Raw genomic sequence first — 18,361 nt, 5'->3', positions numbered from 1 at the left:
CCATCCATGGCGCCAACGGTCCTGCTGGCCCCCACCCCCCCGCCCCCGACAGATTTCCGCGATCTGCGGCCATGCGTGAATGCTTCCCGGTAGTGCCGGCCGCTGGCCGGCACCCAGGAAATGTCAGAAATCAGGCATTGAAGAGCGCAGCGACCGGCTTTTGCCTTTGTTTTTTTCTTCTGTCTTTCGTGGCTGGCCGCGCAGGAACCTGTCCGTGGCCGGGCGGGTGGGCTGCGCAGGGGCGTGAGCCGCATGGATGCGGCGACCGAGCTTACATGGACGTACTTGCAGCGTCCCCTGCGCAGCCCACCCGCCCGGCCAACCCCCAGAAATCCGCTGTTCGCGGAAAGCCCCAGCCACGAGGGGCTCCGCCGATGGCCGCCGACCGCGCGCAGCGCGCAGCGCGCTCTCCGCCCGATTCCCCGAACCATGCGCTTGCTCACGGATTGACCACACGATTGATGACAACGTTGTCCCTACCTGGCGCCGGACTCTCTCCCCGGCCTCCCAGGTACCTCCGTCCGGCCCCTCCGTCGCCTTCCCCGGCGATGCCCGGACCTGCGTCACGCGCGGCGCCATCGGGGCCCGCGCGCCCTTTGATCGGAGACTTACCCATGTACGACCCGATTGTGCGCAGTGCCGAACGTTCGACCCGAAGCTGTCGTCCCCGCCGCCTGGCCTGGCTGCTTGCCTTGGCCGCCGGTGCCGCCGTCCTGCCCGGCCTGGCGCAGGCCGCCAGCTGTGCCGGGGTGGCCGAATGGGACCAGGCCAAGATCTACCGGGCCGGCGATACCCTGCAGAAAGGAGGCGTCCTCTATCGGGCGAACCAGGACATCTGGAACGCGCCGCCGGACCATCCGGCCGGCGCGCCCTACTACACCAACCTCGGCGCCTGCGATGGCGGCGGCGCCAACCAGCCGCCGGTGGTCAGCCTGACCTCGCCGGCCAACGGTGCCACCTTCAGTGCCGGCAGCACGGTGAACGTGACCGCCACCGCCAGTGATCCAGACGGCAGCGTCGCCAAGGTCGAGTTCTTCCGCGATGGCAGCACGCTCGGCGTGGCCACCAGTGCGCCGTATGCGGCCAGCTGGGCCAACGCCAGCGCCGGCAGCCACACCCTGCGCGCGGTGGCCACCGACAACAACAACGCCACCACCAGCACGGCGACCATCACCATCACCGTCAACGCCGCCAGCGGCGACACCACCGCGCCGAGCGTGCCGGGCGGGCTGGCGGTCGGCACCCGTACCGCCAACAGCATCGCGCTCAGCTGGAGCCCGTCCACCGACAACACCGGTGGCAGCGGCGTGGCCGGCTATGACGTGTACCGCAACGGCAGCCTGGTCGGTTCACCGTCCAGTGCCAGCTACGTCGATGGCGGGTTGACTGCATCCACCACCTACCGCTACCGCGTACGCGCCCGCGACAATGCCGGCAATGCCTCAGCGCAGGGCACCGAGATCAGCGCCACCACGCTGGCCGGCGACGGCGGAACCACCGGCAAGCGGGTCATCGGTTACTTCACCCAGTGGGGCATCTACGGCCGCAACTACCGGGTCAAGAACATCGACAGCAGCGGTTCGGCCGCGCGCCTGACCCACATCAACTACGCGTTCGGCAACGTGCGCAACAACCGTTGCGAAGTGGGCGTCACCCAACCCTCGGATCCGAACAGCGGTGCCGGTGGCGATGCTTTCGCCGACTACACCAAGGCCTTCAGTGCCGCCGAGAGTGTCAGCGGCAGCGCCGACACCTGGGACCAGCCGCTGCGCGGCAACTGGAACCAGCTCAAGCAGCTCAAGGCCAAGTACCCGAATCTGAAGGTACTGATCTCGCTGGGTGGCTGGACCTGGTCGCGCGGCTTCTCCAGCGCAGCGCGCCCGGAGAACCGCCAGGCCTTCGTCGCCTCGTGCATCGACGCGTACATCAAGGGCAATCTGCCAGTGACCGACGGTGCCGGTGGTGCCGGTGCCGCGCTGGGTGTGTTCGACGGCATCGACATCGACTGGGAATACCCGGTGGCCTGCGGCATCGAATGCGGCAAGCCGGAAGACAACGCCAACTTCACCGCGCTGATGGCCGAGTTCCGCCGCCAGCTCGATGCGGTGCGTCCGGGCCTGTTGCTGACGGTGGCGGTGGGCGCCGGCATCGACAAGATCCGCGTCACCGATCCGGCCGCGTACCACCCGTACCTGGACTACATCAACGTGATGACCTACGACTTCCACGGCGCGTGGGATGCGAAGACCAATCACCAGTCGGCGCTGTTCGATTCGCCCAATGATCCGTCCACCGGCGACCAGAAGCTGTACAACAGCAACGACGCCATCGAAGCCTTCATCAGCCGCGGCGTGCCCGCGGCCAAGCTCAACCTGGGCATCGGCTACTACGGGCGTGGCTGGACCGGTGTGGCCAACGCCAACAACGGCCTGTACCAGACCGCGACCGGCGCTGCCCCGGGCACGTATGAAGCCGGCATCGAAGACTGGAAGGTGCTGAAGAACCTGGCGTGGCCGGGCTACACCGACAACACCGCAGGTGCCACCTGGATCTACAACGGCAGCACGCTGTGGAGCTTCGACACCCCGGCCAACATCACCCGCAAGATGGGCTACGTGAAGACCCAGGGCCTGGGCGGCGCGTTCGTCTGGGAGTTCAGTGGTGACGATGCGCAGGGCACGCTGACCAAGGCGGTCAGTGATGGCCTGAAGTAAGAAAAAAGCCGGGGGTGCTGCGCTCCCCCGGCTTCCTACCTGTAGAGCCAAGCCCATGCTCGGCTGCGGAAACATCAGCCGAGCATGGGCTCGGCTCTACAGAAACAAGGTCGGTCGCGTCAGCGCTTGGCCGACAGCTTTTCCAGCGCCGCACGCAGCTGTGCCGGCGGCAGGTAGCCCCCCAACTGGGTGCCGTCCGGCGCGAAGATCGCCGGCGTGCCGTTCACGCCCAGCTGCTGGCCCAGTGCGTACTGCATCGCCACCGGGTTGGTGCAGTTCTTTGCCGGCACGCTGCCACCGCGCTTGGCGTTGGTCAGTGCCTGGCGGCGATCAGCCGCACACCAGACCGAGATCATGTCGGTGTAGTCCTTGCTGCCGAGGCCCATGCGCGGGAATGCCAGGTACTCGACGGAGATGCCGTTGCGGTTGAGCTCGGCGATGTCCTGGTGCAGCTTGCGGCAGTAGCCGCATTCGATGTCGGTGAACACGCTGATGGTGTACTTGGCGTTCGGTGCGGCAAACACGATGCGGTCGCCATGGTTGGCCTTGGCCAGCAGATCGCGGCGGTAGCCGAGCAGGCCTTCGCTGTTGGCCGGGCCCTTGGCACGGGTGTCGTAAGGCTGCGACTGGAACAGGTAACGGCCATCATCGGACACGTACAGGAGCTGGCCGGAGACCACCACTTCACGGAAGCCCGGGAACGGTGCGGCACCGATGTAATCCACCTGGAAACCGGGATTGAGCGCGGTCAACGCGGCACGTACCGCCTGGTCGGCCGACGCGTTGGCGGCGGGGGCGGCCTTGGCCGCAGCGGCAGCAGCAGGCGCCTTGGCGGCCGGCGGGGCCGGCTGGGCGCAGGCGGTCAGGCTGAGCGCACCGAACACGGCGGCGATGGCAAATCGGAGCATGGAATGATCCGCGACAGAAGAAGACCCTGGATTCTGACACAGCCGGCGGTACCGGACAGCGGCACCGCCCATGGTTTGTGGCCGGGATTCAGGGGCCTGCTCAGCCGCGCGGATGGTGGCGGGCGTGCAGCTTCTGCAGGTGCTCGCGCGCTACCAGGGTGTAGATCTGGGTGGTGGACAGCGAGCTGTGGCCGAGCAGCATCTGCAACGCGCGCAGGTCGGCACCACGGTTGAGCAGATGGGTGGCGAAGCTGTGGCGCAGGCCGTGCGGGCTGATCCGCGCCGGGTCGATGCCGGCCACCTGCGCATGGCGCTTGACCAGGTGCCAGAACGCCTGCCGGGTCAGCGCATGCAGCGACGGCTCGATGAACAACGGCGTCTGCCCATCGGCCAGCGCCTGCACCTTGCCCTTCCCGACCAGCTGCGGCCGCGAGTGCTGCAGGTAGCGCTCCAGCCAGTGCTGGGATTCCTCGCCCAACGGCACCAGCCGTTCCTTGCTGCCCTTGCCGGTGACCCGCAGCACGCCCTGGCGCAGGTTGACCGCAGTCGCGGGCAGCAGCACCAGCTCGCTCACGCGCAGGCCGGCGGCGTACATCAGTTCCAGCATGGCGCGATCGCGCAGGCCCAATGCGCTGTCGGTATCGGGCGCTGCCAGCAGCGCGTCGATCTGGCTTTCGGCCAGCGCCTTGGACAGCAGCCGTGGCAACTTCGGCGGGTCGAGCAGCGCGCTGGGATCCTCGCTGCGTTCGCCGCGGCGCACGCCATCGGCGAAGAACGCCCGCAACGCCGACAGCAGGCGCGCATTGCTGCGCGGCGACCAGCCATGCCGGGTGCGCCAGGCCAGATACTCGAACAGTCCGGGGCGCTCGATGCCGGCCAGGCCACCGTCGCGCCCATCCATCCAGCGCGCCAGCCCTTCCAGATCGCGCCGGTAGCTGTCGAGGGTGGCGCGGGCCAGGCCGTTCTCGGCCCAGATCGCATCAAGGAAGCGCTGGATGCGTGCGCTGTCGTCGGCGCGCAGTTCGGGCAGTTGCTGGACCAGCTGGCGGCGTTCGGCGGGGGTGGAAACATGGGCCATGCGTGCAGGATACGGGGGCCACTGCGGGCACGGCCAGCTTTGCGTATGCTCGACGCATGTCCCAGCCTGCCACCGACACGGCCTCTGCCGCTGCTGCCGAAATGCCCCATCCGCGCGCATTGTTGCTGTGGCGCATGCTGGCAATGGTCTACGACGCACTGCCGGTGCTGGCACTGTGGATGCTCGCCGGCACGCTGTTCACCCTCGCCTACACCCTCAGCGGCCACGCGCAACGCGAGAACATCGCGCCATTCAGTGCCTGGCAGTGGCTGCTGTGGGCGGTGTGCTGGGCGATCACGGGGTGGTACGCCACGGCCAGCTGGCGCCGCGGCGGACAGACGCTGGGCATGCGTCCATGGCGGCTTAAAGTGCAATCGAGCGATGGCACGCCACTGCGGCGCAACCAGCTGTGGCTGCGCTTTGCGGTAGGTACGCTGTCACTGCTGCTGGGCGGGCTGGGATTCTGGTGGGCGTGGGTCGACCGTCAACGCCTGACCTGGCACGACCGCGCCAGCGGCACCCGTCTGGTGCGCATGCCGAAACGGTGATGCACGATCTGTAGAGCCGAGCCCATGCTCGGCTGGCAGGCGGTGCGCAAAAAGCAGCCGAGCATGGGCTCGGCTCTACAGAATCCAGCACGCTGGGCCGGGATGCTGGTGGTCCTGGCTCGGATGCCGAAGCGGTGGATTGCCCCGGTAGCGCCGGGCATGGCCCCGCGCTACCAGAATCAACCCGACTTGCGCCGGAACAACAGTCCGGACACCGCCAGCATCACGATCGGCGGCAACGCATAGGCAATGCGGTAGTCGAACTTCAACGCGCCGGCCATGCGCCCGAAGAACAGCTGCAGCAGCCAGAAGCCCAGCGCGAACAGGATGCCCAGGAACAGGCGCTTGCCCATGCCGCCGCTGCGCAGCGAACCAAACGCGAACGGCACCGCCGCCAGGCATAGTGCCAGCACGTTCACCGGGTAGAACCAGCGGCTCCAGTAGACATCCTCGAAATCGCGCGCATCCAGCCCGTTGCGCTGGCGGTAGGCAATGCTGGTGCTCAGCTCGGCAACGCTCAGGTTGCGCGGCTTGGCGATGCCGGTAGCCAGTGCCGCCGCATCGAGATTCGAGTTCCACGGCTCGCGCGCCACTTCCTGGCGGGTCGCCGAACGCTCGCCGAAGGTGTCGCGACGCACCCCGGTCAGCACCCAGCCGTCCTTGTCGTGCTCGGCGGTGGCGGCATGGGTCAACGAGGCGATCCCTCCGTCCCCGGCAATGCGGTAGAGACGCACGTCGCGCAGGATCAGGCGGGTGCCCTTGTCACCGACCGGCTGCTCCTCGCCGCTCTGCGCGTTGAGGAAGGTATCGCCTTCGCGTGCCCACAGGCCGGAGTAGCGGCTGGTCGCGATATCCCGGCCCCACTTGGCGCTGGACTTCAGCGCATCGGCGCGGTCCTGGCCCCAGGGGCCCAGCGTCTCGGCGCTGAGCACCATCACCGCGGTCAGCAGTGACAGCGCGATCGCCACCGAAACGCTCAGGCGCTTGCGCGACAGGCCCAGTGCACGCAGCGCGGTCAGTTCAGAGGTCGCTGCCAGCTGGCCCAGGCCCATCAGTGCGCCGATCACCGCGGCCGTGGGGAACATGGTGTAGGCGCGGCGCGGCACCGTGTACAGCACCCAGGCGGCGGCATGGCCCAGCGTATAGCCGTTCTTGCCGATGTCCTTGAACTCGCCGGAGAAGGCCATCACCACGTCCAGGCCGACCAGCACCGCCCAGGTCAGCAGCACCGTGGTGAACACCGACCGGCCCAGGTACAGGTCGAAACGCATCGGGCGCAGCCTCATGCGCGGGCTCCCTTCGGGTGGCCCAGGCGGCCATCACGTGCATACATCCAGATCGCCAGCGCCAGCAGCGGCACCGTCAACCACCACAGGCCCAGCGCGGCCGGAATCTTGCCGTTGGCAATCCAGCCACTGCCGATGAACATCAGGTTGGTACCCACCATGTAGGCCATCAGGGCCAGCATCATGCGGCCATAGCGCTGCTGCCGCGGCGAACTGCGGCCCAGCGGCACGGTCAGCAGGGCGAACGCCAGCGCGATCAGCGGCGGTGCGATGCGACGGTGCAGCTGCGCCTGCGCCTGCGGGCGCGCATCGCCGATCAGCTTCAGGGTCGGCATCAGTTCCGGGTCGTCCTCGGTGCGGGTCTGTGCGCCGTCGGGCAGGGCCACGTCATTGCGGGCGAAGGTCGCCAGCCGGTAGTCGAGCCCACCGGCCACGGGCCCTTCCACCTGGTGGCCATCATCCAGTTCCAGGAAGCGCTGGCGGGTGCCCTCGAAGTACATGCGGCCACTGTTGGCCGAAACCACTTCCAGGCGATCATCCTTCTGCCGCTGCAGGAACACCTTGCCCAGCTGGGTGCCGTCGGGCGAGATCGAGGACAGGTAGACCACGCCGCCGTTGGGCAGCGGCGTGAAACGGCCCGGCTCCAGGCCGGCCATCAGCACGCTGCGGTTGGCCTCGATGACCATCTGCTCTGCCACCCGGCCGGCCCACGGGCCCAGCCACAGCGAGCAGGCGCCGACCAGCAGCACCACCGGCACCACCAGCATCAGCAGCGGCCGCAGCAGCCGCTTTGGGCCTACCCCGATCGCGGTGATGACCGCCATCTCCGAGTCGCGGTACAGGCGGGCGATGGCCAGCAGCAGGCCCAGCATCAGCGCCAGCGGCAGGATCAGCGGCAGGTAGGCGATGAACTGCAGGCCCAGCTGCGAGAACAGCAGCTTGGCCGGCAGGCGCCCGTCGGCGATGTTGCCGAGGATGTCCACCAGCACGCCGCCCACGCTGACCACCAGCAGGACGATCAGGGTAGCCAGGAAACTCTGGACGAAATCGCCCAGCAGGTATCGGTCGAGCTTCAGCATGGGGCGGTGGTTTAAACTCTGGGGTTCGTTCGCGGTGCCGCCCAGTCTACTGTCTGGGCGTAAACGGCCTGCGATTGTACGGACTCGCCAATGGAATCTGCTCAATGGCCCTCGAATTCACCCTGAACCACGTTGCTCCGGCCGCCGCCACCGTTGATTGCCTGGTGGTCGGCGCGTATGCCGACCATACCCTGACCCCGGCCGCGCAGGCGCTGGATGCCGCCAGCGGTGGCCGCCTGGCCGCCCTGGCCCAGCGTGGCGACCTGTCCGGCAAGACCGGCGCCACCACCCTGCTGCACGACCTGCCGGGCGTGAGCGCGCCGCGCGTGCTGGTGGTCGGCCTCGGCGACGCCGCCCGCTTCGGCGTGCCGCAGTACCTGAAGGCCGTGGGCGACGCCGTGCGTGCTTTGAAGGCCGGCGCTGCCCGCAGCGCACTGTTCACCCTGTCCGAAGTGGCGGTGAAGGACCGCGACGCGGCCTGGGCGATCCGCCAGGCGGTGATCGCCGCCGATCACGCCGCCTACCGCTACACCGCCACCCTGGGCAAGAAGAAGGCCGACGACGCCGGCCTGGCCCAGCTGGCCATCGCCGGTGACGACGCGCAGGCCCTGGCCCAGGGCCAGGCCATCGCCGCCGGTGTCGAGTTCGCCCGCGAGCTGGGCAACCTGCCGCCGAACTACTGCACCCCGGCCTACCTGGCCGAGGTGGGCGTGAAGTTCGCCGGCGAGCATGACGGTGCCGAAGCCGAGATCCTCGACGAGCACCAGATGGAAGCGCTGGGCATGGGCTCGCTGCTGGCCGTGGCCCGTGGCTCGGCCAACCGCCCGCGCCTGGTCGTGCTGAAGTGGAACAATGGCGGCGACGCCAAGCCCTACGTGCTGGTCGGCAAGGGCATCACCTTCGATACCGGTGGCGTCAACCTGAAGACCCAGGGCGGCATCGAGGAAATGAAGTACGACATGTGCGGTGGCGCCAACGTCATCGGCACCTTCGTCGCTGCGGTCAAGGCCAAGCTGCCGCTGAACCTCGTCGTGGTGGTCCCGGCGGTGGAGAACGCCATCGATGGCAACGCCTATCGTCCGTCGGACGTGATCACCTCGATGTCGGGCAAGACCATCGAAGTGGGCAACACTGACGCCGAAGGCCGCCTGATCCTGTGCGACGCGCTGACCTACGCGCAGCGCTTCGAGCCGGCCGCGTTGGTCGACGTCGCCACCCTGACCGGTGCCTGCATGGTCGCCCTGGGCCACCAGACCGCCGGCCTGATGAGCAAGCACGACGACCTGGCCAACGAGTTGCTGGCCGCCGGCGAGCAGGTGTTCGACCGCGCCTGGCGCCTGCCGCTGTGGGACGAATACCAGCCGATGCTGGATTCGACCTTCGCCGACGTCTACAACATCGGCGGCCGCTGGGCCGGTGCGATCACCGCCGGCTGCTTCCTGTCGCGCTTCGCCGAAGGCCAGCGCTGGGCCCACCTGGACATCGCCGGCGTGGCCAGCGATGAAGGCAAGCGCGGCATGGCCACCGGCCGCCCGGTGGGCCTGCTGAGCCAGTGGCTGCTGGACCAGGCCGCCCGCGCCTGATGCCGTACCCGACCCTGGCCGGCAGACGCCGGCCCGGGCCTCGCCCGGCACCGCCGGAACCCTGCCTGCCCCGGACCCTGCCATGCCCCGCGCCGACTTCTACCTGATCGCCAAGCCCCGTTTCCTGACCGAGCCCCTGCGCCTGGTCTGCGAGCTGGCGCGCAAGGCCAACGATGCCGGGCTGTTCACCCTGGTACTGGCCCGCGACCAGGCCCAGGCCGAGGAGCTGGACGAACTGCTGTGGGCGTTCGACAACGATGCCTACATCCCGCACCAGATTGCCGGCGAAGACATGGACGAGGAAGAAGCCCTGGTGCTGATCACCGTGCCCGGCACCGAGGCACCGGTGCGTCCGCTGGTGATCAACCTGCGCGACGAGCCCTGGCTGGGCCAGTGCGAGCGCGTGCTGGAAGTGGTTCCGGCCGATCCGGAAGCGCGCGAACCGCTGCGCGAACGCTGGCGCCAGTACAAGGCCGCCGGTTACGACCTGAACAAGCACGACATGTAAGCGCGCCCCGGCCCCTTGATGGGCCGCCGCCGCGCCCTGATCCTTCAACGATTACCTCCTGGTTCCCCCGCATGACCCAACTCGCCTCCAGCTACGACCCGACGTCCTTCGAGACCGACCTCTACGAGGCCTGGGAGAAGGCCGGCCACTTCAAGCCGTCCGGCACGGGCGAGCCCTACACCATCCTGCTGCCGCCGCCGAACGTGACCGGCACGCTGCACATGGGCCATGCGTTCCAGCAGACCCTGATGGACGCGCTGGTGCGCTACCACCGCATGCGCGGCTACGACACGCTGTGGCAGGTCGGCACCGACCACGCCGGCATCGCCACCGAAATGGTGGTCAGCCGCAACCTGGCGCTGGAAGGCAAGGGCGAGACCCGTGATTCGCTGGGCCGCGAAGGCTTCATCGGCAAGGTCTGGGAGTGGAAGCAGCAGTCCGGCGACACCATCGAACGCCAGATGCGCCGCCTCGGCACCTCCGCCGACTGGTCGCGCAGCACCTTCACCATGGACCCGCAGCCGTCGGCGGCGGTCAACGAAGCCTTCGTGCGCTGGTACGAGCAGGGCCTGATCTACCGTGGCCAGCGCCTGGTGAACTGGGACCCGGTGCTGAAGACCGCCATTTCCGACCTGGAAGTGGAGAGTGCCGAGGAAGACGGCTTCCTGTGGTCGATCGCCTACACGTTGGATGAAGGCCTGAGCTACGAGCACGTCGAGCGCGATGCCGACGGCGTGGAAACCCTGCGCGAAATCCGCGACTACCTGGTCGTCGCCACCACCCGTCCGGAAACCCTGTTGGGCGATACCGCAGTGATGGTGCACCCGGAAGACGAACGCTACGCGCACCTGATCGGCAGGAACGTGGTGCTGCCGCTGACCGGCCGCCGCGTGCCGGTGATCGCCGACGACTACGTGGACCGTGCGTTCGGCACCGGCGTGGTCAAGGTCACCCCGGCGCATGATTTCAACGACTACGAAGTGGGCGTGCGCCACAGCCTTCCGATGATCAACCTGTTCACGCCGGTGGCAGCGCTGAACGAAAACGCGCCGGAGCGCTTCCAGGGCCTGGACCGCTATGAAGCGCGCAAGGCCGTGCTGGCCGAACTGGAAGACCTGGGCATCCTGATCGAGACAAAGGCGCACAAGCTGCAGGTGCCGCGCGGTGACCGTACCGGCCAGGTGATCGAGCCGTACCTGACCGACCAGTGGTTCGTGAAGATGGACGACCTGGCCAAGCGTGGCCTGGAACTGGTCGAGGACGGAAGTATCGCCTTCGTGCCGCCGAACTGGATCAACACTTACCGCCACTGGATGAACAACATCCAGGACTGGTGCATCAGCCGCCAGCTGTGGTGGGGCCACCGCATTCCGGCGTGGTTCGACGAAGCCACCGGCAGCTGCTATGTCGGTCGCAGCGAAGACGAAGTGCGCGCCAAGAACAACCTCGGCAGCGACGTGGTGCTGAACCAGGAAAGCGACGTGCTGGAGACCTGGTTCTCCTCGCAGCTGTGGCCGTTCTCCACCCTGGGCTGGCCGAATGAGCAGGCCATGGCCGAGCGCGGCTTCGACCGCTACCTGCCATCGTCGGTGCTGATCACCGGCTTCGACATCATCTTCTTCTGGGTGGCGCGCATGATCATGGCCACCGACAACCTGGTCGGAAAGATCCCGTTCAAGGACGTCTACTTCACTGGCCTGATCCGCGACGGCCAGGGCCAGAAGATGTCCAAGAGCAAGGGCAACGTGCTCGATCCGCTGGACATCATCGACGGCATCACCATCGACGACCTGGTCGCCAAGCGTACCGGCGGCCTGATGCAGCCGAAGATGGTGGAGAAGATCGAAAAGGCCACCCGCAAGGAATTCCCGGACGGCATTGCTGCCCACGGTGCCGATGCGCTGCGCTTCACCATCGCCGCGCTGGCCACCCACGGCCGCGACATCAAGTTCGACATGAACCGCGCCGAGGGCTACAAGAACTTCTGCAACAAGCTGTGGAACGCCAGCCGCTTCGCCCTGATGAACACCGAAGGCGCTGCGTTCACCGGCGTGCCGAAGCCGCGTACCGATGCCGAGCGCTGGATCCTCGCGCGCCTGGCCGCCACCACCGCCGAAGCGCAGGGCCATTTCGCCGCCTACCGCTTCGACCTGCTGGCGCAGTGCCTGTACGAGTTCGCCTGGAACGCGTTCTGCGACTGGTTCCTGGAACTGAGCAAGCCGGCACTGAACGGTGCAGACGCGGCTGATGCCGAAAGCACCCGCCACACCCTGCTGTACGTGCTGGAAGCGCTGCTGCGCCTGCTGCACCCGCTCACGCCGTTCATCACCGAACAGCTGTGGCAGCAGCTGGCCCCGCGCCTGGGCCTGACCGAAACCACGCTGTCGCTGCGCCCGTACCCGACCGCCGCCGAGTTCGAAGGCGATTTCGCCCAGGCCGAGGCCGACGTGGAATGGCTGAAGGCGGTGATCAGTGCCGTGCGCCGCGTGCGCAGTGAGCTGAACGTCGCGCCGTCCAAGCTGGTGCCGCTCCGCCTGCAGGCCGGCCTGGCGCAGGACCGCGTGCGTATTGAACGCTTCAGCGCCTCGCTGTCGTTCCTGCTGAAGCTGGACAGCGTCCAGTGGCTGGCCGAAGGCGAAAGCGCACCGCCGGCGGCCGCCGCGATCGTGGGCGAGCTGAAGCTGCTGGTGCCGCTGGAAGGCCTGGTCGATCTGGACGCCGAGCGCGCACGCCTGGACAAGGAGATCAAGCGCGTGGAAGGCGAGCAGGAAAAGAGCGAAACCAAGCTGGCCAGGTTCACCGACAAGGTTCCACCGGCGGTGGTCGAGCAGGAGCGCGTGCGATTGGCCGACTGGAACACCCAGCTGGCCGGCCTGCGCGAACAGCGCGCGAAGCTGTAACACCTCGCCCTGGTGGGTGCCAACCAAGGTTGGCACCCAGCAAACCCGGAACATTTTCCCGGCATGGCATCATCACCGGATGCCGCTTTCCATCTTCCTGCTGGTCCTCGCCGCCGCGGCACTGCATGCCAGCTGGAATGCAATCGTCAAACGCGGGCCGGACAAGTTCCTCGGCACCGTGCTGGTGACCGGCAGCGCTGCGCTGCTGTCGGCGGTGGCCCTGCCCTTCCTGCCGTTCCCGGCCGCGCAAAGCTGGCCCTGGCTGGCTGCGTCCGTGCTGCTGCAGGTGACCTACTACGGGCTGGTCGCACGCTGCTACCAGCGGGTCGACATGAGCCTGGCCTATCCGCTGATGCGTGGCAGCGCGCCGATCCTGGTCGCACTGGCGGGCTCCCTGCTGGGCGAGCAACTGCCCCCGGCGGCGTGGCTGGGCGTGGTGCTGGTGAGCACCGGCATCCTGTGCATGGCACTGGGTGCACGTGGCGGCCAGCTGCGCCTGCCGCTGCTGACTGCGGCGATGATCGCCACCTACACCCTGGTCGATGCGCACGGCGCGCGCCAGTCCGGCAGCGCGCTCAGCTACACGCTGTGGTTGTTCCTGCTGTCGGGCATTCCGCTGCCGCTGTGGGCGTTGTACACCCGCGGCGGCGCGGTATTGGACTATGCGCGGCAGCATTGGCCACTGGGCCTGGCCGGTGGCGTCGGCACCACCGCCTCCTACGCGATGGCGTTGTGGGCCATGACCCAGGCACCGGTGGCGATGGTCTCGGCGCTGCGCGAATCCTCGATCCTGTTCGCGTTGCTGATCTCGGTATTCGTGCTGCGCGAGCGGATTCCGCGTGCGCGCTGGCTGGCAGCGGCGTTGATTGTGGGTGGCGTGCTCGCACTGCGGATGGCGTGAGAGAAGCGTGCCAACCAAGGTTGGCGGCTAGCGGTAGTGCCGGCCGCTGGCCGGCACCCTTCTCCGTCACAACGGCGGCATCGCCTGCAGGTCACCATCGACCAGCTCGATCGCCATCACCACCGCGTCCTCGCGGCCCTGTGCGGCCGGGTAGTAGCGCGGGCGGCGGCCGATCTCGTTGAAGCCTTCGCTGTGGTACAGCGCCAGCGCCGGCGTATTGGACGGACGCACTTCGAGGAACACACGCTGTGCCCCCCGGTCGCCAGCCAGCTGTACCAGCGCGCGCAGCAGTTGACGACCCAGCCCACGCGACTGCGCCAGCGGATCGATGCAGATGTTCAATACATGTGCCTCATCGGCCGCGATGCTGAGCACCCCATAGCCGATCAACTGGCCATCGCGCTCCATGGCCAGGCCGGGATAGCCCGCACGCAGGCAATCGACGAAGATGCCGCGGGTCCACGGAAACGGATACCCGCGTACCTCAATCGCCATCACCGCGTTGAGGTCACTCTCGCGCAGCGCGCGCAGGCTGACCGGACCAGGCTGGCTGACCGCACTCACGGTGCGCCCCGCTTGCGCAGGGCACGCAGCTGCGGCCACAGCGCGCGCTTGGCGGCGGGATCCTGGCGCAGCTGGTCCAACGGCCAGCTGTCCATCAGCGCCTGCGTGGCCGGATCATTGGGATTGCAGCCGGACGCGCGCAGCAAGGCGATCTGCAGGCGATCCGGCAGCCGCACCACCGGCTGCCGGGCATTGCCGCCGGGCAGCGGGCGGGCCGCCGCCGGCGCGGTATCCGGTGCGTTGACCGGGGTCTGGCGACGTGGTGGCGCCTGGCGTTCCTGCCGGGAAACCGGTGTTGGCGCAGCCAGAGGTTCGCGCGCGGGCGCGGTGGGTGCCCGCGCCTGCTCCACCGCTGGCGCGGCAGCCGCCTCGGCTTCGGCCACGCTCAGCTGCAGCGCGGCGTCCAGCTCGGCGGCCAGCTGGCCGTCGTGATAGACGGTGTAGCCCATGGCCTGCAGCCAGGCCTGCTGGGCCGGAGACCACAGCACGGGCAGGTCCTGGCTCACGCGGCCTCGGGCTTCTTGCGCAGGCGCTGCACGGCCCACATCACCGGGCCGGACAGGGCGTACAGGATGCCCACCGCGAACAGCACGCGCGGCAGGTCGATCACCGCGATGGCGATGGCCACTGGTACCAGGGCCAGCACCAGGAACGGCACGCGGTCGGAACGGGTACCCTTGGCGCCGCCGCCCTTGAAGCTCCAGAAGCGGATGCGGCTGACCATCAGCAGCGCCGCGATGATCGTCACCGCCAGCGCCACGTAGCGCAACTGGTTGCCGTCCCAGCCCAGGTTGCCATCTGCGAACGCCCAGACGAAGGACATCATCAGGCCGGCCGCGGCCGGGCTGGCCAGGCCGACGAACCAGCGTTTGTCGACCACCGCCACCTGGGTATTGAAGCGGGCCAGGCGCAGTGCCGCGCAGGCCGCGTACAGGAACGCTACGGCCCAGCCAACGCGGCCGAGCAGCGGATCGTCGAACTTCAGCCACGACAGCGACCAGTGATACATCACCAGCGCCGGAGCCATGCCGAAGCTGACCAGGTCGGCCAGCGAGTCGTACTGCACGCCGAATTCGCTGCTGGTGCCGGTCAGGCGCGCCACGCGCCCATCCAGCCCATCCATCACCGCCGCCACGAACACGGCGATGCTGGCGTTGACGAAATCCCCATTGGCCGCGGCGATGATCGCGTAGAAGCCGGCGAACAGTCCGGCAGTGGTGAACAGGTTGGGCAGCAGGTAAATCGTGCGCGAACGCGGCGGCGGTGTGATCGGGTCCATGGAATCCAGTTTAATCGACTTGCCAGTGCTCGGCGCCAATGCTGCAATCGGCGTTCTACGCCCATTCCGCGGAGTTTGCCATGCGTGCCCTGTCCTGCCTTGGATGCCTGCTGCTGGCCAGTGCCAGCGCCGTGGCTGGCCCGGTCTATAAATGGAAGGACGCCCATGGCGTGACCCAGTACTCGGAGACCCCGCCGGCCGGCAAAAAGTACGAGACCCGGGAGCAGGCGCGCAGCCCGCAGACTGCAACCAGCACCCAGACTCCGGCTGCACCGGTGCCCGAGCAGTGCAGCACCGCCCGTGCCAACCTGGCCTTGCTGGATGGTGGCGGCCAGGTGATGCAGGACGCCGATGGTGATGGCAAGGCCGATACCCCGTTGAGCCCGGAGCAGCGCACCGCGCAGAAGGGGCTGGCGGAGGCCGCGATCAAGGCGTACTGCCCACCGGCAAGTTAAGGAGGCCGGCAGGGCTGCGCCCTGCACCTGCAGAGGCTGCATGCAACGGCAACGGCAACGTCAAAAGCGGGCATTCCGTGGAATGGCGGGGCGGTGTCGGATTGCGGGGACGCCGCAAGTACGTCCATGTAGGCTTGGCAGCCGCATCCATGCGGCTGACACCCCGCAATCCGACACCGCCCCACCCCCGACAGATTCCCGGTGGCCAATAGATCCACGCCATGCGTGGATGAAATCTGTCGGATCTCGAATTGAATCCGGGGTCAGATCCGTTTTCCTGCGGAAAACGGATCTGACCCCAGGAGCCATTCCGACAGCCCGCAGGAAACTGTCGAAGGCGGGGTGGGTCCGGTTGCGGGAGTGGCCGCGGCATGGATGCCGCGGCCAAGCCCCCATGGGTGAGGGCGCTTTGCTCGCGAAGCACTGCTTCGCAAGCGCCCGAACGCACAGCCGCCGGCGGCTGGGCCGGACCGCGGAGCGGGGTTTACGGCGTCTCCCGCAACCTGACCCACCCCGCCATCCCACGGGAAGCCCGCTGTTGCTTCGACTGTTGCTTCTGAGGTTGCCGGCCAGCGGCCGGCACTACTGCGGGTGCAGGGCGCAGCCCTGCCGATACCCCTCCCCCCGGCCGGGCTGGCAGAATAGGCGTCTCTGCCGTTATCCGAAGCCGACGATGCGCCTCTCCCAGTTCCACCTGCACACCACCAAGGAAACCCCCAGCGACGCCGAGCTCACCAGCCACCGGCTGATGCTGCGCGCGGGCATGATCCGCAAGCTGGCATCGGGCCTGTACACCTGGTCGCCGCTGGGCCTGCGCGTGCTGCGCAAGGTCGAGCGCATCGTGCGCGAGGAAATGGACCGCGCCGGTGCCGTGGAATTCCAGATCCCGACCATCCAGCCGAAGGAACTGTGGGAGCAGACCGGGCGCTGGCAGAAGTTCGGCCCGCAGCTGCTGAAGATCAAGGACCGCAAGGACCAGGTGTTCTGCTACAGCCCGACCGCCGAGGAAGCCGCCTGCGACTTCGCGCGCAGCGAGCTGTCCAGCTACAAGCAACTGCCGGTGAACTTCTACCAGGTACAGACCAAGTTCCGCGACGAGATCCGCCCGCGTTTCGGCGTGATGCGTTCGCGCGAGTTCCTGATGAAGGACGCCTATTCGTTCCACCTGCACGACGAGTGCCTGGTGCGCGAATACGAGAACATGAAGTCGGCCTACAGCCGCATCTTCACCCGCCTCGGCCTGGACTTCCGCATGGTGCAGGCCGACTCCGGCGCAATCGGCGGCGATGCGTCGCAGGAATTCCACGTGATCGCCGATTCCGGCGAAGACGCGCTGGTGTTCTCCACCGGCTCGGACTACGCGGCCAACATGGAAGCGGCGATTGCCGCCGATCCGGCGCCGCGTGCGGCCGCCAGCGAAGCCATGCGCAAGGTCGACACCCCCACCCAGAAGACCTGCGAGGAGGTCGCGGCCCTGCTCGGCATCGACCTGCAGCGCACGGTGAAGTCGGTGGCGCTGATCGCGGGTGAAGGAAAGGCACAGCAGTTCGTGCTGGTACTGGTGCGCGGTGACCATGAAGTCAACGAGATCAAGCTGGCCAAGGTTGCCGGCCTGGACGAACAGCGCTTCGCCAGCGAGGCGGAGATCGCCGAGCATCTGGGCAGCGTGCCGGGCTTCCTCGGCCCGGTCGCCCCGGCCAAGCCCATCCGCGTGGTCGCCGATCGCGAAGTGGCGGCGATGTCGGACTTCGTCGTCGGCGCCAACGAAACCGGCTTCCACCTGGCCGGCGTCAACTGGGGCCGCGACCTGCCGGAACCGGAAGTGGCGGACATCCGCAACGTGCGTGCCGGTGACCGCGCACTGGACGGTGGCGAACTGAAGATTGCCCGTGGCATCGAAGTCGGCCACGTGTTCCAGCTCGGTCGCAAGTACGCCGAAGCGCTGGATGCCACCGTGCTGGATGAAAACGGCAAGGCGGCGGTGATGGCGATGGGCTGCTATGGCATCGGTATCTCGCGCGTGGTAGCTGCCGCGATCGAACAGAACCATGACGACGCCGGCATCATCTGGCCGGACGCGATGGCGCCGTGGCAGGTGGTGGTGTGCGTGATCAACCCGAAGGGCGATGCTGCCGTGGCCGACGCTGCGGCCAACCTGTTGCAGGAACTGCGCGATGCCGGCCTGGACGCGGCGCTTGACGATCGCGGCCTGCGCCCGGGCGCGATGTTCGCCGACATGGAACTGATCGGCATCCCGCACCGCGTGGTGGTCAGCGAACGCGGCCTGGCCGCCGGTACCTACGAATACCGCTCGCGCCGCGCCAGCGAAGCGGAAAGCCTGGACAAGGCCTCCCTGCTGCAGCGTCTGCAGGGCTGATCAGGAAAAAGACCGGGCCCTGCCCCGGTCTTTTTTTTCTGCCGCGGTCTTCCCCGATATTGCAGCGGACATAATCCGGTCAAAATCACCGCGACGGCGCCTGCATGCCGCCACGCCATGACCCGCCTGCATTTGTGCTGTGATTAATTCATCTCTATTCTGTCCGCCGACGCCATGGACT

The 18,361-nt window shown here is 67.8% G+C and carries 15 protein-coding genes; 8 read left to right on the top strand and 7 right to left on the bottom strand.

The window, feature by feature from the left end:
• The first annotated feature begins 614 nt into the window (after nt 1-614).
• Nucleotides 615-2,714, top strand: coding sequence for a glycosyl hydrolase family 18 protein (locus AC5P7R_RS11005; RefSeq protein ID WP_021203462.1), 2,100 nt, complete (start codon nt 615-617; stop codon nt 2,712-2,714).
• A 119-nt stretch (nt 2,715-2,833) separates the two neighbouring features.
• On the opposite strand, the gene AC5P7R_RS11000 is transcribed toward AC5P7R_RS11005, so the two are convergent.
• Together AC5P7R_RS11000 and xerD are read right to left on the bottom strand one after the other, a co-directional pair.
• Nucleotides 2,834-3,622, bottom strand: coding sequence for a DsbC family protein (locus AC5P7R_RS11000; protein WP_021203463.1), 789 nt, complete (start codon nt 3,620-3,622; stop codon nt 2,834-2,836).
• Between the two features lie 100 nt (nt 3,623-3,722).
• Nucleotides 3,723-4,700, bottom strand: a complete 978-nt coding sequence (xerD, locus tag AC5P7R_RS10995; RefSeq protein WP_495213848.1) for a site-specific tyrosine recombinase XerD — start codon at nt 4,698-4,700, stop codon at nt 3,723-3,725.
• A 56-nt stretch (nt 4,701-4,756) separates the two neighbouring features.
• On the opposite strand from xerD, the gene AC5P7R_RS10990 reads away from it, so the two are divergent.
• Entirely contained in the window at nt 4,757-5,248 is a 492-nt protein-coding gene (locus AC5P7R_RS10990; protein WP_312543475.1) for an RDD family protein, read from the top strand.
• Nucleotides 5,249-5,427: 179 nt separating this feature from the next.
• Here the strand turns inward: AC5P7R_RS10990 and lptG are convergent, their stop codons facing one another.
• Together lptG and lptF are read right to left on the bottom strand one after the other, a co-directional pair.
• Nucleotides 5,428-6,534, bottom strand: a complete 1,107-nt coding sequence (lptG, locus tag AC5P7R_RS10985) for an LPS export ABC transporter permease LptG (protein WP_495213847.1) — start codon at nt 6,532-6,534, stop codon at nt 5,428-5,430.
• Entirely contained in the window at nt 6,531-7,613 is a 1,083-nt protein-coding gene (gene lptF, locus AC5P7R_RS10980) for an LPS export ABC transporter permease LptF (RefSeq protein WP_019660993.1), read from the bottom strand. The genes lptG and lptF overlap by 4 nt, the downstream gene beginning before the upstream one ends.
• Nucleotides 7,614-7,717: 104 nt before the next feature.
• On the opposite strand from lptF, the gene AC5P7R_RS10975 reads away from it, so the two are divergent.
• From AC5P7R_RS10975 to AC5P7R_RS10960, 4 genes are all read left to right on the top strand, one after another.
• Nucleotides 7,718-9,196, top strand: coding sequence for a leucyl aminopeptidase (locus tag AC5P7R_RS10975; protein WP_021203467.1), 1,479 nt, complete (start codon nt 7,718-7,720; stop codon nt 9,194-9,196).
• Nucleotides 9,197-9,278: 82 nt separating this feature from the next.
• Entirely contained in the window at nt 9,279-9,704 is a 426-nt protein-coding gene (locus AC5P7R_RS10970; RefSeq protein WP_021203468.1) for a DNA polymerase III subunit chi, read from the top strand.
• Between the two features lie 71 nt (nt 9,705-9,775).
• On the top strand, nt 9,776-12,604 hold the full coding sequence (locus AC5P7R_RS10965; RefSeq protein ID WP_227852426.1) for a valine--tRNA ligase: 2,829 nt from the start codon (nt 9,776-9,778) through the stop codon (nt 12,602-12,604).
• A gap of 79 nt (nt 12,605-12,683) precedes the next feature.
• Nucleotides 12,684-13,505 carry an EamA family transporter gene (locus AC5P7R_RS10960; protein WP_021203470.1) on the top strand — a complete coding sequence of 274 codons (822 nt, stop codon included), beginning with the start codon at nt 12,684-12,686 and terminating at the stop codon, nt 13,503-13,505.
• Between the two features lie 66 nt (nt 13,506-13,571).
• On the opposite strand, the gene rimI is transcribed toward AC5P7R_RS10960, so the two are convergent.
• The 3 genes from rimI to pssA are packed head-to-tail and all read right to left on the bottom strand — an operon-like array spanning nt 13,572 to nt 15,348.
• A complete protein-coding gene (gene rimI, locus AC5P7R_RS10955) occupies nt 13,572-14,069 on the bottom strand; it encodes a ribosomal protein S18-alanine N-acetyltransferase (RefSeq protein WP_019660988.1) in 498 nt (165 codons plus the stop codon).
• Complete coding sequence (locus AC5P7R_RS10950; protein WP_058980477.1) at nt 14,066-14,575, bottom strand: hypothetical protein; 510 nt, start codon at nt 14,573-14,575, stop codon at nt 14,066-14,068. Before AC5P7R_RS10950 ends, rimI begins: the two co-directional genes overlap by 4 nt.
• Nucleotides 14,572-15,348, bottom strand: a complete 777-nt coding sequence (pssA, locus tag AC5P7R_RS10945) for a CDP-diacylglycerol--serine O-phosphatidyltransferase (protein ID WP_019660986.1) — start codon at nt 15,346-15,348, stop codon at nt 14,572-14,574. Before pssA ends, AC5P7R_RS10950 begins: the two co-directional genes overlap by 4 nt.
• Nucleotides 15,349-15,428: 80 nt before the next feature.
• Between pssA and AC5P7R_RS10940 the strand changes: the two genes are divergently transcribed.
• On the top strand, nt 15,429-15,803 hold the full coding sequence (locus AC5P7R_RS10940; RefSeq protein ID WP_031270259.1) for a DUF4124 domain-containing protein: 375 nt from the start codon (nt 15,429-15,431) through the stop codon (nt 15,801-15,803).
• Nucleotides 15,804-16,476: 673 nt separating this feature from the next.
• Complete coding sequence (locus AC5P7R_RS10935) at nt 16,477-18,180, top strand: proline--tRNA ligase (protein WP_058981022.1); 1,704 nt, start codon at nt 16,477-16,479, stop codon at nt 18,178-18,180.
• Nucleotides 18,181-18,361 lie beyond the last annotated feature (181 nt).

The organism is Stenotrophomonas sp. YJH_SMC_27 (assembly GCF_059369815.1).
Note: the sequence above shows the minus strand (reverse complement) of the source record. Positions and strands in the feature narration are given on the sequence as shown.